The organism is Streptomyces caeruleatus, from assembly GCF_001514235.1.
Lineage (GTDB): Bacteria > Actinomycetota > Actinomycetes > Streptomycetales > Streptomycetaceae > Streptomyces > Streptomyces caeruleatus.
In genome coordinates this window covers 403,533-416,457 of sequence record NZ_KQ948924.1, presented here as the reverse complement: position 1 = coordinate 416,457, position 12,925 = coordinate 403,533, and the positions used below count along the sequence as shown (strand labels likewise).

The following is a 12,925-nucleotide window of genomic DNA, read 5'->3' as shown; positions in this document are numbered from 1 at the left end:
ACAACCATGAAGCACGACAAGGTCGGCTCCGTGATGACCACGGAGGTCGTCCGCGCCGAGTACGGCACCCCGTTCAAGCAGGTTGCCGGGCTGCTCGGCGACCACCGCATCAGCGGACTGCCGGTCGTCGACGACGACGAGAAGGTCATCGGCGTCATCTCCGAGACGGACCTGATGGTTCGGCAGGCCGAGACGCCCGACCCGTTCGAGCCGAAGAAGCGCTCCCGCTTCGACCGGCTGACCCGCGCCGGTCGGGAGCGCGCCGTCAAGGCGCGAGCCCGCACCGCCGGTCAGCTGATGACGCGGCCGCCGATCACGGTCCATGCGAACGACACCATCGTCGAGGCCGCCCGGACCATGGCGCAGCACCACATCGAACGGCTGCCCGTCCTCGACGAGGAGAACCGGCTCGTCGGCATCGTCACCCGCCGCGACCTGCTCCAGGTCTTCCTGCGGCCCGACGAGGACATCCGCGCCGAGGTCGTCGACGAGGTGCTGGTACGAGCCCTGTGGCTGCCGCCGCGCAGCATCGCCGTCAGCGTCACCGAGGGCGTGGTCACGCTCATGGGCCAGATGGAGCGCAAGAGCGAAACGGAGATCGCCGTCTCCATGACCCGTCAGATCGACGGCGTGGTCGCGGTCGTCGACAAGCTCACCCACCGGCTGGACGACTCGCGTCTCCGGCCCGACGAACAGGTGCTGCACGGCGTCGCCGACGACTGGCTGCGCAGGCTGTGAACCTGTGAACATGAAAGGAGGCGGAGCACCATGACCACCAAGGTGCTGGTCGCCTACGGGACGACGAACGGATCGACCGCGCAGATCGCCGAGGCCGTCGCCGAGGTCCTGCGTAAGGAGGACCTCACCGCCGAGGCACTCCCGGCCGGTTCCGTCGCACGCGTCGACCCCTACGACGCCGTCGTGGTCGGCGGCGGACTGTACGCCGGACGCTGGCACAGGGACTCCCGCCGGTTCCTGCGCCGGCACCGCCGCGAGCTGGCGCGACGCCCGCTGTGGCTGTTCAGCAGCGGACCGCTGGACCCGTCGGCCTCCGAGCGGGACATCCCGCCCGTGCCCGGCCTGAAGCGGGCCATGACCCGGCTCGACGCCAACGGGCACGTCACCTTCGGCGGCTGCCTGCAGGAGGGCGCGAAGGGATGGGTCGCCCGGATGATCATCAAGAACGGGAAGGGCGGAGACTTCCGGGACTTCGCCCGGATCGAGGACTGGGCACGGACGGTCGCCGACGAGTTGGTGGCCAAGGACTGACTCAGGCCCCGCGAGTCAGGAACGTTCCCGAAGGGGCAGCACCGTGTCCGTGTGCACGAGAGTCCTGGCCGTGCTTGCCACGTGTGCTCCGGTCGTGCCGGCTCCACAAGGAGTGTGGGTCCGGCCGCCGCACATCTTCCTGATCCGCCCGGGGGCGTGTGGCGGTCTGCCGCAACTCCAGCAGACGCCGGGCGGGGACGCGAGCACGGTACTCGCCGAGGTACTTCACAGATCGTGCCGCCCCTTCAGCGGTGGCTCAGATCCAACTGGACGTCGACGACTCCCTCGACCGCGCGCACGGCCCGGGCCACCACCGGCTCGAGCCCGCGCTCAGGCATCGAACCGCTCAGCGTGACCACGCCCTCGACGACCGAGACGCCCAGCCCGGTGGTGACCGGGAGGTGGGTCAGCACGCCGCTCCGGATCTCGTCGGCGATTTCCGCGTCGGAGCGCAGGAACACCTTCAGCAGGTCACTGCGGCTGACGACGCCCTGGAGCAGGCCGACGCCGTCGACGACCGGGAGTCGTTTGACGTGCCGACGGGCCATGATGCGCGCCGCCTCGGCCAGCGACGCGTCCGCGTGCACGGTGACCGCCGGGGTGCTCATCAGTTCTCCTGCGGTCAGCGCCGCCGCCTTGAGCTGCCCTGTGGGGTCGCCGGCGGGCTCGTTGCCGTTGCGGAACTCCTCCTTGGGCAGCAGGTCGGCCTCGGAGACCACTCCGACGACCCGCCCCTCCCCGGCCAGCACCGGCAGGGCGCTGACCTTCCACTGGTTCAGCAGCTCGACGATCTCCTTGAAGGGCGCCTCACTGCCCACGGCGACGACCGTGTGCGTCATCACATCGCTCACGGTGTACGGGGATTCAGACATCGCGACCTCCCGTAAATCTTCTCAGGAACGGATGACCGTCAGGTCGAGGAAGTGGGTGGAGCAGGAGATGCACGGGTCGTGATTGCGGATCGCCCGCTCGCACAGGGCTGTCAACTCGCGGTCGTCCGGGTCACCCTCGCCGATCGCCCGCTGGGTCAGCAGCCTCAGGTCGTCCTCGATCGCGCCCTGGTTCTGCGCGGTGGGCGGCACCAGCAGTGCGTTGGTGACGATGCCGGCGGCGTCGAGTTCGTAGCGGTGGTAGAGGAGCCCGCGCGGCGCCTCGGTGGCTCCGTGACCGATGCCCGCGACCGGGGGCACATCCGTGTACGGCCTCGCGGGCGGTTCGTAGGCATTGATGATCCGCAGCGCCTCGCCGACGGCGTACACCGTCTCCACGGCCCGCACCATGATCGACCGGAAGGGATTACGGCACACGGCCCCCTCGCGCGGATCACCGAGCCCGGCCTCCACGGCGGCCTGCAGGGCCACCGGCGACAACTGTGCGCCACTGATCGCGAACCGGGCGAGGGAGCCGGTGAGATGGAGCCGTCCGTCGAGCCGGGAGTGCAGTGCCGTGGAGTGCGGCAGGTGTGTCTCGGTGACGTGCTCGGTGAAGTCCGGCACAGGGAAGGAGCCCGTGCTCCCGTCGGCCCGCAGCACGGTTGGCGTCCCGCTCTCGATGGCGTACGTGTCCGGCTCCGCCAGCGCCAGCAGATCGGCCTCGATCCGGGCGTCCGGGAACTCGAAGCCGGCGACCCAGCGAACGGTGTCCCATGCGTCGTCCAGCGCCTGTTTCAACTGCTCCTCGACCGGCCGCAGTTCCGTCCGCGTGGGCACCCGGTGGAAGCCGCCGAGACGGACGTTCACGGGATGCACGGCCCGCCCGCCGAGCAGCTCCATCAGTGAGTTGCCCGCCTTCTTCAGCCGCAGCCCCCGCTCGACCTCTCCCTGGTGTGTGCGGGCCAGTTCGATCGCGCTCGCGCGGCCCAGGAAGTCCGGTGCGTGCAGCAGATAGATGTGCAGGGTCTGACTCTCGATCCACTCGCCGCAGTACAGCAGCCTGCGGAGATCACGGATCGCCGGGTCGACCGTCACCCCGCACGCGTCCTCGATCGCCGCGCAGGCGCTCATCTGGTAGGCCACCGGGCAGATCCCGCACACCCGGGCCGTGATGTCCGGCGGTTCGGTGTACGAACGCCCGCGCAGGAACGCCTCGAAGAACCGGGGCGGCTCGTAGATGTTCAGTTGTGCGTCGGTGACCGTGCCTTCGTGGATGTGCAGGCGCAGCGCACCTTCACCCTCGACCCGTGACAGCGAACCGACGTGCAGCAGACGAGAACCACGGTGGGTCACTTGGTCGACTCCTTCTCGAACTTCTCGAACTTCTCGAACGCGGCGGCGTTGAAGGTGTGCAGGAACCGCACCACGGCGTCGTCGTCCAGGCCGTCGCGGCGCAGCAGCGGGATCAGAGCGGGCAGGTTCACCGACCCGGACGGCCCGAAGCAGCCGAAGCAGCCGCGCTGGTACGCGGGGCACAGTGCCCCGCAGCCGGCGTGCGTGACCGGACCGAGGCAGGGGGTGCCGTGGGCGACGGTCACGCAGACGGTGCCGCGCCGCTTGCACTCGAAGCACACGCTGTGGTCCGGGATGTCCGGCTTGCGGTCGGCGAGGAACGCGGTGATCACCTCGATGAGCTGACGCTTGTCGATCGGACAGCCGCGCAGTTCGAAGTCGACGTCCACATGCGCCGACACGGGTGTGGAGGTGGCCAGTGTCCTGACGTACTCGGGATGCGCGTACACCACGCGCCGGTACTCGTCGACGTCCGCGAAGTTCCTCAGCGCCTGAATGCCTCCGGCGGTCGCGCACGCTCCGATGGTCACCAGTCGGCGCGAGGCGGCGCGGATCGCACGCACGCGCTCCGCGTCCTCGGCCGTGGTGACGGACCCCTCGACGAGGGACAGGTCGTACGGTCCGGGCGCCACCGCGCTGGACGCCTCCAGGAAGTGGGCGATCTCCACCTCACCCGCCAGCGCCAGGAGTTCGTCCTCGCAGTCCAGCAGAGTGAGCTGACAGCCGTCGCAGGATGCCAGTTTGAACACGGCGAGCTTGGGGGTCATCTCACAACTCCCTTACCGACAGGAGCGGTTCGGCGTGCGCCCAGTCCACCACCGGGCCTACCTGGCACAGCAGCAGCGGTCCGAACTGGCAGTGCCCGCAGTGCCCTGTCGCACAGCGCATGTTCCGCTCCAGGGAGACGCGGACGCGGTCGCGGGGGACGCCGTGCTCGGCGAGTTCGCGGGCGGCGGCCCGGATCATCGGCTCGGGCCCGCACACGAACGCCCAGGTGTTGTCCGGGGCGAAGCGCGCGCGCCCCAGCAACTGGGTGACGACGCCGACGTCGCCGCGCCAGCCGTCGGCGGGCTGGTCGACGGTGACGCCGGTGAACGTCGTGGGCCAGCTCTCGATCTCTTTCCGGACGATCAGGTCGTCCGGGGTGCGTGCCCCGATGAGCACGTTGACACGGCCGTACGCCTTCCGCCCGTCCAGCGCGGTCAGGATCAGCGGCCGCAGCGGGGCGAGACCGATGCCGCCGGCCACGACCAGCACGTCAGCTCCGTGCGCCCGCTCCAGTTCCCAGGTGTTGCCGTACGGACCACGGAGCCCGACGACGTCGCCGACCCGGGTCGCACACAGCCCGTCGGAGACGGCGCCCACTGAGCGGATCGTGTGCGCGAGACCGCCCGTGGCCTGCACGGAACTCGCCGACACGGGGATCTCGCCCCGGCCGAAGGAGTGCACCATCGCGAACTGTCCCGGCGCGAAGTCGGGCAGCGCCGCGCCAACCGGTTCCAGGCACAACGTGACGGTGTCCGCGGTCTCCGGACGGCGGGCGACCACGCGGTGGGGAACCGGCACGGCGGTCATCGCACTTCCTTGGCCTCGTGGATCCCGTACAGGTCGACCAGCCGGGTGCGGGCCGCGTTCAGCCGGTGCGCGAGCACCCGACCGACCCAGTGCTCGACGGCACGCCCGAACTCGGGGTCCTCCAGGCACATCAGCCGGACGGCGACGGCGTCGAACTCGTGGGCGCTCAGCGGCGTCAGTGCCTCGGCGCCGAGCTGCCAGACGAACGGCTCGTACAGCCAGGACAAGCCGGTGAGGTCGCCGACGCCGAGGGTCTCGATGACCGGCGGCCGACGGCCGGGCACATACATGTCCAGGGCGGCAGTGCCGTTCCGGATGATCCAGAAGCGGCCCGCGTGACCGCCCTCCTCGAACAGGCGGGTGCCCGGCGCGAAGCTCACCTCGCGGCCGAGCCGTACCAGCCGTTCGCGGTGCTCGACGGGCAGAGCGTGGTTCATGCGCAGCGCGATCGAGGGAGGCATCAGTCCGGCTCCGTTCGGAAGGCCGCATGGTCGGCGTCGGCGGCGCTGCCGGTGAGTTCGGCGTCCAGTGCGGTGACTTCCTCCGTGATGTCGATGCCGGCCGGGCACCAGACGATGCACCGCCCGCAGCCGACGCATCCGGTGGTGTCGAACTGGTCGTGCCAGGTGGAGAGCTTGTGAGTGAGCCACTGCCGGTATCGGCTGCGGCCCGACGAGCGGACCGGCCCGCCGTGCAGATGGGAGAAGTCCAGGTCGAAGCAGGAGTCCCAGCGCTGCCAGCGTTCGGTGTGGTCACCGGTGAGGTCCGTGACCTCCTCGGTGGTGGTGCAGAAGCAGGTCGGGCACACCATGGTGCAGTTGCCGCAGGTCAGACAGCGAGAGGCGACGTCGTTCCAGCGCTCGGCGTCGAGGCTCGCGCCCATGAGCGCGCGCAGGTCGACGGGCGGCAGGGCCCGGCCCATGCGGTCGCGGGCGGTGTCCACGGCAGTACGGGCTGTGGCCTCGGTTGCCGGGTCGGCGGTGCGATGAGGCAGCCGTTCCAGCAGCTTGGCGCCCTCTTCGCTGCCGACGCGCACGAGGAAGCGGTGCCCGTCCTCGTCCACGACCTCGGTCAGCGCAAGGTCATATCCCGGGTCGGCCGCGGGGCCGCCACCCGTGGACACACAGAAGCATGTCGCGCCGGGTTCGGTGCATTCGGCGACGATCAGGAACGCGCCCGCGCGGCGCTTCCCGTACCCGGTGTCCTCGTACCGCCCGCCGGTCAGGACCCGATCCTGGATCGCGATGGCCCGCAGATCACAGGGGCGGACGCCGAGAAAGGCGTACGACGGCGGATCCGGCTCGTGCGGGGTGAAGCGGATGTCCCCTGCCGGTGTCCGGTCGGCGCTCCACAGCCGCTCTCGTGACGGATGAAGGTAGGACTTCCAGGACTGCGGCCCCGAACTGTGCGCGAAGGCGGCCCCGTCCTCGCGGCTGACCAGCCGGTAGCGTCCGGCGTCCAGTTCGACGCCCCAGCCGAAGGGCAGCTCGTCCGCGGATGCCAGCTCGGCCAGCACGATCGCGCCGTCCCGCACCGTCGGGCCGACGACGGTCCGTCCCTGCGCCACCAATGCCGCGACCAGCGCGTTGAGACCGTCCCGGTCGAGCACGGCGGGGGCTGCGGTGGCGGTCATGACGGTCCTCCTTGTCCAGGCCGGATCGCGCTTCTCCAACGTTAGGTTCCGACATGGAAAGGCGCCGTCGGGAGGGGCCGACCGGCCCTGTTCGCGAGCCGACCGGATCACTCGACGCCGGGCCGATCGCGCCCCGCGGGGGCTCAGGGCCGCGTCCTCATGCGGCTCCGCCGGGTGGGCGCGACCAAGCCAGGCGCCGCCCGCAGACCGGGCAGGCGACGGGCCCGCGTGGAAGCGCCGGTCATCGGGATCGGCGTACTCGGCGGCACACGCGGCGCACAGCGGGAAGCGGCGCATGGTCGTACGGACCCGGTCGTACGGGCAGGCGGCAGGTCCTTGACGATCGGGGCACGCGGGCCGCAGTCGGTGCAGTTGACGAACGGATAGCGGCAGCGGTGGTCGCGAGGGTCGCGCAGTTCGCTCAGGCATGTGTCGCAGATCGCCATGTGCCGTGTGTGGAAGCCGGTGTCGTGCGGCGGCCGGCGCGCGCCGTCGGTCGGCTGGAGGCGACGAACCAGGGCGAGCGCTGGTGCGTCGGCGCGCAGCCGGGCGGTGAACGCGATGGCCCGCGTCGGTCCGGAGGCTTCGCCCTCGACGTGCCCGTTGACGTTGGCCACGCAGCCGTCCAAGCCGAGCCCGGCCGCAGTGCGGTAGACGAACGGCCGGAAGCCGACACCCTGCGCGATGCCCTCGATGTGGAGCCGTGCACGGTCAGGTCGCCCCCCGGGGCGCCACGTCACCCTGTCGCGTGATCTCGTCCTCGACTGCCTCCACCAGGGGCTCCACGGCGTCCGCGACGGCAGGGGACAGGCCCGTGCCCATCTCACTCCGGGCGCCTTCCACGGCGTACACGACCAGATGCTCCGGCAGCAGACCCAGCACCCGGGCAAGTTCGACGGCCTCGCCGAGGCCCAGCCCGTGCGAACTGGTGGGCGGGGGATGCGCGAGTAGTCCCGCGTCGAGTTCGAGGCGGTGCACGCGTCCGGGAGTGCCCGGGTGGGTGTGGGCCGCGTCGATGACGATTGCGAGGCGGGCGCCCTCCCACAGTCCGATCAGCCGACCGGGATCGCCGTCGCAGGCGGCGAGGACGGTGTCCGGCGGCAACGGCCGGTCCTCTGCCCGTGCGCGCAGTCGGGCGAGTACGGCCCAGCCCACACCGTCGTCGTGCCGGAACTCGTTCCCGACGCCGATCACGGCGATCCGACCGCGGTTCCTCATGCCTTCACTGTGGTCCGTGACCGTCGTGCTCGCATGGCCGAACGTCCCAACCCCTTCGGGCCGACCTGCCGCGTCGCAGGTGCGTCGCACGATGTGCAAACCGTCGTGGACCGGGCCATGCCTAGGCCGACACCACGGCGATCGGGCACATGGCATGTCCCAGGAGCGTGAGCGCCGTACCACCCGATCGGCGGCCAACCACCACCAAGCCGGAGTTCTCGGCGGCGCGCACGAGTGCCACCTTCGGGGCGAGCAGAACGACGTCCTCCAGGACATCGACCTCCGGATACTTGCCGTGCCACGGCCGCAGCGTGTCGGACAGCCGCTGTACCTCGTCGTCCTCCCAGGCTGCACGGTCCTCCTCCAGCGGCGGGAAGGGCCGCTCCGCCGCCTGTGCGGGCAGCGTCCAGGAGTGCAGCGCGTGCAGCCGTGCACCGTGCAGCCGGGCCGCCTCGAAGGCCAGGCCGACGGCGCCACTCGCGGGGTTGCGCGCATCGATCCCGAGCGCCACTCCGTCGCCGTGGCCGGGCGGTCCCTCGCCCGCGAGGCTGCCGGGGACCAGCACGACAGGCCGCTCGCACGCCCGGGCCAGTGCGGCGGCGGTCGAGCCCACGGGGGCACCTGGGCGACTGCCCTCGCCGCGCAGGCCGAGCACCAGCATCTCGGCATCTTCGGCCATGGTCCGCAAGGCCGCCACGGGACTTCCGGTGAGGTTCACGCCCTGGGCCCTCAACGTCGGGTGGCGGACCGTGAGCTCGACGACCACGCCGTCCGCCACCGTCTCGGGACGGTACGGCCCCTGCTGTGCGGGATCCGGACGGTCCGGCGGCGACACATGTATCACCCGAAGCGGCAGCCCACGCAACAGAGCCTCACGCGCGGCCCAGTCGGCCGCGGCACGGCTGGATGCCGACCGGTCGACGCCGGTGATGATCACTTGCTCCATGATGTGCCGCCTTCTGCCCGCGGGGAACTCGAAGCTCGGGCAAGGTCCAGCTTCGCCGCGCGGCCGACCCGTACACAGGGGGCCGACCGGCCCCGGATCGGAGCCCTGGCGGCCCATACCCGCGGGTAAGGCGCGGGAGGACGCTGGCTTCGGGGAGCAGACCGACCGCAGGAGGTGCGCGCCATGCTTCCGCCCGTCATCGCCGGAGCCGGTGGATCCGCTGAGAGTCTCGCCGCCGCCATGGGGGTGGCTCCCCCGCCTTTGAGGCAGTGGGGGAGGGCCACCCGTGAGGCGGTGCGTCGGGACCGGCCGCTGCGTCTGGCGCACACCCGGAACAGGCACCCCTGTCAGGGAGCGGGCGAGCCTGAGACCGCCGCACAGCAGTATCTGGCCCGGTGCGCGCTGCGCCAGGCCGAGGATCGCATCCGCCGTACGTGTCCCGCCGTCGAGCTTGACGACGATCAGATCGAGGGACCCGTGACCACAGTCCTTCTGCAGGCCGGCGAGCAGGCCGCCCGGCTCGTCCTCGGTTCGCGCGGCCTCAGCGGCTTGACCGGATTCCCGGTCGGCTCGGTCGCTCGGGGCGTAGTGGCCCGGGCCGTGTGGCCGGTCGTCCTCGTCAGGGCGGACGAGGACGCGGCGGACGAGCACCTCCCGGCCGACAACGGCAGCCCGTCCAGCCGCACCGGCCACCGGGACGTTGTCCTGGGCATCGACCTCGGGGACCCCTGCGACGAGGTGATCGAGGTGATCGAGGTCGCCTTCGAGGCGGCCCGGTTGCGCAGGGCGCGCCCGCACATCGTGCACGCCTGGCAGGCGTTGTCCCCGATCGGGCTCGGCACAGGCGGCATCGGTCGGGTCGACGGCTCCGCGCAGGCGGACGAGTGGCTCGGTTTCATGACCGCCGTCCTGCAGGTGTGGCAGGACAAGTACCCCGAGGTCGTCGTCGCTGAGACCGTGTCCGAGGGCCGCGCCCAGTCCGTGCTGGTCCGCGCCGGCGCCGGCGGGAGTCCGCTCGTGGTCGGCCGCCGGACGACCGAACGTCCGACGGGCCCCCGCACCGGACCCGTCACCCACGCCGCCATCCATCACGCCGGCTGCCCCGTGGCCGTCGTCCCCCACGAGTGAGAGGCCGTGCCCCTGATGAGCGCGCCCATCAAGTACGTGTACGAATTCGCCGAGGGCGGCCGCGACATGGCCGCCCTCCTCGGCGGCAAGGGAGCCGGCCTCGCCGAGATGACCCGGCTCGGCCTGCCCGTCCCGCCGGGCTTCACCGTCACCACCGAGGCATGCAAGGTCTACCTGGCCACGGGCGAGGAACCGGATGAGCTCGGCGTCGAAGCCGCCCAGTCCCTCGCCGGCCTGGAGCGGGCCATGGGCCGCACCCTCGGCGCGCCCGACGACCCCCTGCTGGTCTCCGTGCGCTCCGGCGCCCGCTACTCCATGCCCGGCATGATGGAGACCATCCTCGACATCGGCCTGGGCGACCAGTCGGTCACCGGGCTTGCCAAGGCCTCGGGACAGGAGCGGTTCGCCTGGGACTCCTACCGCAGGCTCATCCAGATGTTCGGCCGCACCGTGATGGGCGTCAACGGCGACCTGTTCGAGCAGGCCATCGCCGCGCGCAAGTCCCGGCGCGCGGTCGCGACCGACCACGAGCTCGACATCAGTGAACTCGTCAGGCTCACCGAGGAGTTCAAGGACATCATCCGCAAGGAGACCGGTGGGGAGTTCCCACAGGACCCCGCCGAGCAGCTCGCCCGTGCCATCCGCGCGGTCTTCGACTCCTGGAACGGCGAACGCGCCCGTATCTACCGCCACCGCGAGCACATTTCCGAGGACCTCGGCACCGCCGTCAACGTCCAGGCGATGGTCTTCGGCAACCTTGGCTCCGACTCCGGGACCGGCGTCGCCTTCACCCGTGACCCCGCCACCGGTGAGAGCGGCATGTACGGCGACTATCTGCCCGACGCCCAGGGCGAGGACGTCGTCGCGGGCGTCCGCAACGCACTGCCGCTGAGCGAACTGAAGGTCCTCGCCCCGCGAACGTACGTCGAACTCGGCGACCACCTGCGCACCCTGGAGGGCCACTACCGCGACCTGTGCGACGTGGAGTTCACCGTCGAGCGCGGCAAGCTGTGGATCCTGCAGACCCGCGTCGGCAAGCGCACCGCAGAGGCCGCCTTCCGCATCGCCCACGATCTGCGGGGCGACGGCACGATCACCGCCGACGAGGCCCTGATGCGGGTCGACGGCGCCGAGCTGACCCGGCTGATGTTCCCTCGATTCGAAACCCGACCCACCGATGTGCCGCTGGCCCACGGTGTGCCCGCCTCGCCCGGCGCGGCGGTCGGCGTCGCCGTCTTCGACTCCGCCGAGGCCGTACGGCGCGCCGCGACCGGCGAGCACACGGTCCTGGTCCGCCGCGAGACCACTCCCGACGACCTGCCCGGCATGATCGCCGCGCAGGCTGTCCTGACCAGCCGGGGCGGCAAGACCAGTCACGCGGCCGTCGTCGCGCGCGGCATGGGCAAGGTGTGCGTGTGCGGCGCCGAGGCCCTCACCGTGGACACGGTCGCCCGACGGTTCACCACGGCGTCCGGCGTCGTCGTGGACGAGGGTGACACCATCTCCGTCGACGGGACCGCCGGCACGGTCCATTCCGGTGCGCTTCCGCTCACGGCGTCCGACGTGGGGCGCGCACTGGAGACCGGCACGAGCACCGGACCGGTCACCGAGGCTGTCCTGGGGGCGCTGGCCCACGCCGACTCCGTACGCCGGCTGGGGGTGCGGGCCAACGCCGACACCCCCGAGGACGCCGCACGCGCGCGTGCCCTCGGCGCGCAGGGCATCGGCCTGTGCCGCACCGAGCACATGTTCCTCGGCGAGCGCAGGGCGCTGGTCGAGGCGATGATCCTGGCGCGAGACGACACGGCACGCGACGCGGCGCTGGCCGCCCTGCTCCCGCTCCAACGCGAGGACTTCACCAGCATCCTGACGGCGATGGACGGACTACCGGTGACGATCCGGCTGCTGGACCCGCCGCTGCACGAGTTCCTGCCCGACCGCACCGAACTCGCCGTCCGCCTCGCCTCCACGGTGGACCCGGATCCGCACGAACGCGAACTCCTGCACGCCGTCGAGCGTATGCAGGAGCAGAATCCGATGCTGGGGCTGCGCGGCGTACGCCTGGGTCTGGCCGTGCCCGGCCTGATGGCCATGCAGGTGCGGGCCGTCGCCGAAGCGGTCATCAGCCGGCTGGGTGCGGGGGGCTGTCCGCACGCCGAGATCATGGTCCCGCTCGTCGGGACTGTCGAGGAACTGCGCCTGGCCCGCGCCGAGGCGGAACGCGTCCTCGACGAGGTCGCGGCCGAGACCGGCACGACCCTCGACTGCCCGATCGGCACGATGATCGAGCTGCCGCGCGCCGCCCTCACCGCCGGACGCATCGCCGAGGCCGCCGACTTCTTCTCCTTCGGTACCAACGACCTCACCCAGACGACCTGGGGCCTGTCCCGCGATGACGCCGAGGCCTCCTTCTTCCCGCTCTACCTGGAGAAAGGAGTCTTCGGAGTGTCGCCGTTCGAGTCGATCGACCAGGAGGGCGTCGGGCGGCTGGTGGAGTTGGCTGTCGAGGCCGGACGCGACGTCAACCCCCGGCTGGAGACCGGCGTGTGCGGTGAGCACGGCGGGGACCCCGACTCCATCCACTTCTTCCACGGGGCGGGACTGGACTACGTCTCCTGCTCGCCGTTCCGCATCCCGGCGGCCCGACTGGAAGCGGGCCGGGCGGCCGTCGCCGCCCGTGCCGGGACCAGCGACACCCGGTGAGGCACACAGGGGAAGACCCCGGGGCGCAGGACTGGGCGTTGCTGCGGTGGGCGACGACGACCGACCACGATGTGATCGGTCACCTCTCTTGACGACCGCTTTCGGGTTCTTCCTCCCCAGCGGTTACTCGTACTGGTGATCCGGACCGAACCCGCCGGCCCCGTGAACGTGAGCGGTACGCCCCGGGAGCTTGACGCTCGGCGAACGCCACCGGCCGCTTTCAGTGGA

Annotated in this window: 12 protein-coding genes and 2 pseudogenes; 4 read left to right on the top strand and 10 right to left on the bottom strand. The window is 71.3% G+C overall.

What is annotated here, in order from left to right:
• Nucleotides 1–6: 6 nt before the first annotated feature.
• Nucleotides 7–738, top strand: a complete 732-nt coding sequence (locus tag AQJ67_RS01890) for a CBS domain-containing protein (protein ID WP_062716182.1) — start codon at nucleotides 7–9, stop codon at nucleotides 736–738.
• Between the two features lie 30 nt (nucleotides 739–768).
• Nucleotides 769–1,269, top strand: a complete 501-nt coding sequence (locus tag AQJ67_RS01885) for a flavodoxin domain-containing protein (protein ID WP_062716181.1) — start codon at nucleotides 769–771, stop codon at nucleotides 1,267–1,269.
• Nucleotides 1,270–1,514: 245 nt separating this feature from the next.
• On the opposite strand, the gene AQJ67_RS01880 is transcribed toward AQJ67_RS01885, so the two are convergent.
• From AQJ67_RS01880 to AQJ67_RS01840, 10 genes and pseudogenes are all read right to left on the bottom strand, one after another.
• Nucleotides 1,515–2,141, bottom strand: a complete 627-nt coding sequence (locus tag AQJ67_RS01880; RefSeq protein ID WP_062716180.1) for a CBS domain-containing protein — start codon at nucleotides 2,139–2,141, stop codon at nucleotides 1,515–1,517.
• A gap of 21 nt (nucleotides 2,142–2,162) precedes the next feature.
• Nucleotides 2,163–3,494, bottom strand: a complete 1,332-nt coding sequence (locus AQJ67_RS01875) for a Ni/Fe hydrogenase subunit alpha (protein WP_062716179.1) — start codon at nucleotides 3,492–3,494, stop codon at nucleotides 2,163–2,165.
• A complete protein-coding gene (locus tag AQJ67_RS01870; protein WP_062716178.1) occupies nucleotides 3,491–4,261 on the bottom strand; it encodes an NADH-quinone oxidoreductase subunit B family protein in 771 nt (256 codons plus the stop codon). Before AQJ67_RS01870 ends, AQJ67_RS01875 begins: the two co-directional genes overlap by 4 nt.
• A gap of 1 nt (nucleotide 4,262) precedes the next feature.
• Nucleotides 4,263–5,069: an FAD/NAD(P)-binding protein gene (locus tag AQJ67_RS01865; RefSeq protein ID WP_062716177.1), complete on the bottom strand. Its 807-nt coding sequence runs from the start codon at nucleotides 5,067–5,069 to the stop codon at nucleotides 4,263–4,265.
• Nucleotides 5,066–5,530, bottom strand: a complete 465-nt coding sequence (locus tag AQJ67_RS01860) for a Crp/Fnr family transcriptional regulator (RefSeq protein ID WP_062716176.1) — start codon at nucleotides 5,528–5,530, stop codon at nucleotides 5,066–5,068. The genes AQJ67_RS01865 and AQJ67_RS01860 overlap by 4 nt, the downstream gene beginning before the upstream one ends.
• Nucleotides 5,530–6,702 (bottom strand): 4Fe-4S dicluster domain-containing protein, encoded by a 1,173-nt coding sequence (locus AQJ67_RS01855; protein WP_062716175.1) that lies wholly within the window; start codon nucleotides 6,700–6,702, stop codon nucleotides 5,530–5,532. Before AQJ67_RS01855 ends, AQJ67_RS01860 begins: the two co-directional genes overlap by 1 nt.
• 246 nt (nucleotides 6,703–6,948) lie before the next feature.
• Nucleotides 6,949–6,999: pseudogene (locus AQJ67_RS48870) on the bottom strand (hypothetical protein); the annotation flags it as partial.
• 89 nt (nucleotides 7,000–7,088) lie between these two features.
• Nucleotides 7,089–7,442, bottom strand: a pseudogene (locus tag AQJ67_RS48865) (acylphosphatase); the annotation flags it as partial.
• Nucleotides 7,414–7,920 carry a hydrogenase maturation protease gene (locus AQJ67_RS01845; RefSeq protein ID WP_062716173.1) on the bottom strand — a complete coding sequence of 169 codons (507 nt, stop codon included), beginning with the start codon at nucleotides 7,918–7,920 and terminating at the stop codon, nucleotides 7,414–7,416. The pseudogene AQJ67_RS48865 and the gene AQJ67_RS01845, both read right to left, overlap by 29 nt.
• A gap of 121 nt (nucleotides 7,921–8,041) precedes the next feature.
• Nucleotides 8,042–8,866 carry a universal stress protein gene (locus AQJ67_RS01840; protein ID WP_062716172.1) on the bottom strand — a complete coding sequence of 275 codons (825 nt, stop codon included), beginning with the start codon at nucleotides 8,864–8,866 and terminating at the stop codon, nucleotides 8,042–8,044.
• Between the two features lie 183 nt (nucleotides 8,867–9,049).
• Here AQJ67_RS01840 and AQJ67_RS01835 point away from each other — a divergent pair, with 183 nt between their 5' ends.
• Nucleotides 9,050–9,994 carry a universal stress protein gene (locus tag AQJ67_RS01835; protein ID WP_062716171.1) on the top strand — a complete coding sequence of 315 codons (945 nt, stop codon included), beginning with the start codon at nucleotides 9,050–9,052 and terminating at the stop codon, nucleotides 9,992–9,994.
• A gap of 15 nt (nucleotides 9,995–10,009) precedes the next feature.
• On the top strand, nucleotides 10,010–12,697 hold the full coding sequence (ppdK, locus tag AQJ67_RS01830) for a pyruvate, phosphate dikinase (RefSeq protein WP_062716755.1): 2,688 nt from the start codon (nucleotides 10,010–10,012) through the stop codon (nucleotides 12,695–12,697).
• The last annotated feature ends 228 nt before the right edge of the window (nucleotides 12,698–12,925 follow it).

Coding starts and splice junctions, on each gene's coding strand:
- AQJ67_RS01890 (WP_062716182.1), top strand. CDS start 7: ATGAAGCACGACAAGGTCGGCTCCGTGATGACCACGGAGGTCGTCCGC.
- AQJ67_RS01885 (WP_062716181.1), top strand. CDS start 769: ATGACCACCAAGGTGCTGGTCGCCTACGGGACGACGAACGGATCGACC.
- AQJ67_RS01880 (WP_062716180.1), bottom strand. CDS start 2,141: ATGTCTGAATCCCCGTACACCGTGAGCGATGTGATGACGCACACGGTC.
- AQJ67_RS01870 (WP_062716178.1), bottom strand. CDS start 4,261: ATGACCCCCAAGCTCGCCGTGTTCAAACTGGCATCCTGCGACGGCTGT.
- AQJ67_RS01865 (WP_062716177.1), bottom strand. CDS start 5,069: ATGACCGCCGTGCCGGTTCCCCACCGCGTGGTCGCCCGCCGTCCGGAG.
- AQJ67_RS01860 (WP_062716176.1), bottom strand. CDS start 5,530: ATGCCTCCCTCGATCGCGCTGCGCATGAACCACGCTCTGCCCGTCGAG.
- AQJ67_RS01855 (WP_062716175.1), bottom strand. CDS start 6,702: ATGACCGCCACCGCAGCCCCCGCCGTGCTCGACCGGGACGGTCTCAAC.
- AQJ67_RS01845 (WP_062716173.1), bottom strand. CDS start 7,920: ATGAGGAACCGCGGTCGGATCGCCGTGATCGGCGTCGGGAACGAGTTC.
- AQJ67_RS01840 (WP_062716172.1), bottom strand. CDS start 8,866: ATGGAGCAAGTGATCATCACCGGCGTCGACCGGTCGGCATCCAGCCGT.
- AQJ67_RS01835 (WP_062716171.1), top strand. CDS start 9,050: ATGCTTCCGCCCGTCATCGCCGGAGCCGGTGGATCCGCTGAGAGTCTC.
- ppdK (WP_062716755.1), top strand. CDS start 10,010: ATGAGCGCGCCCATCAAGTACGTGTACGAATTCGCCGAGGGCGGCCGC.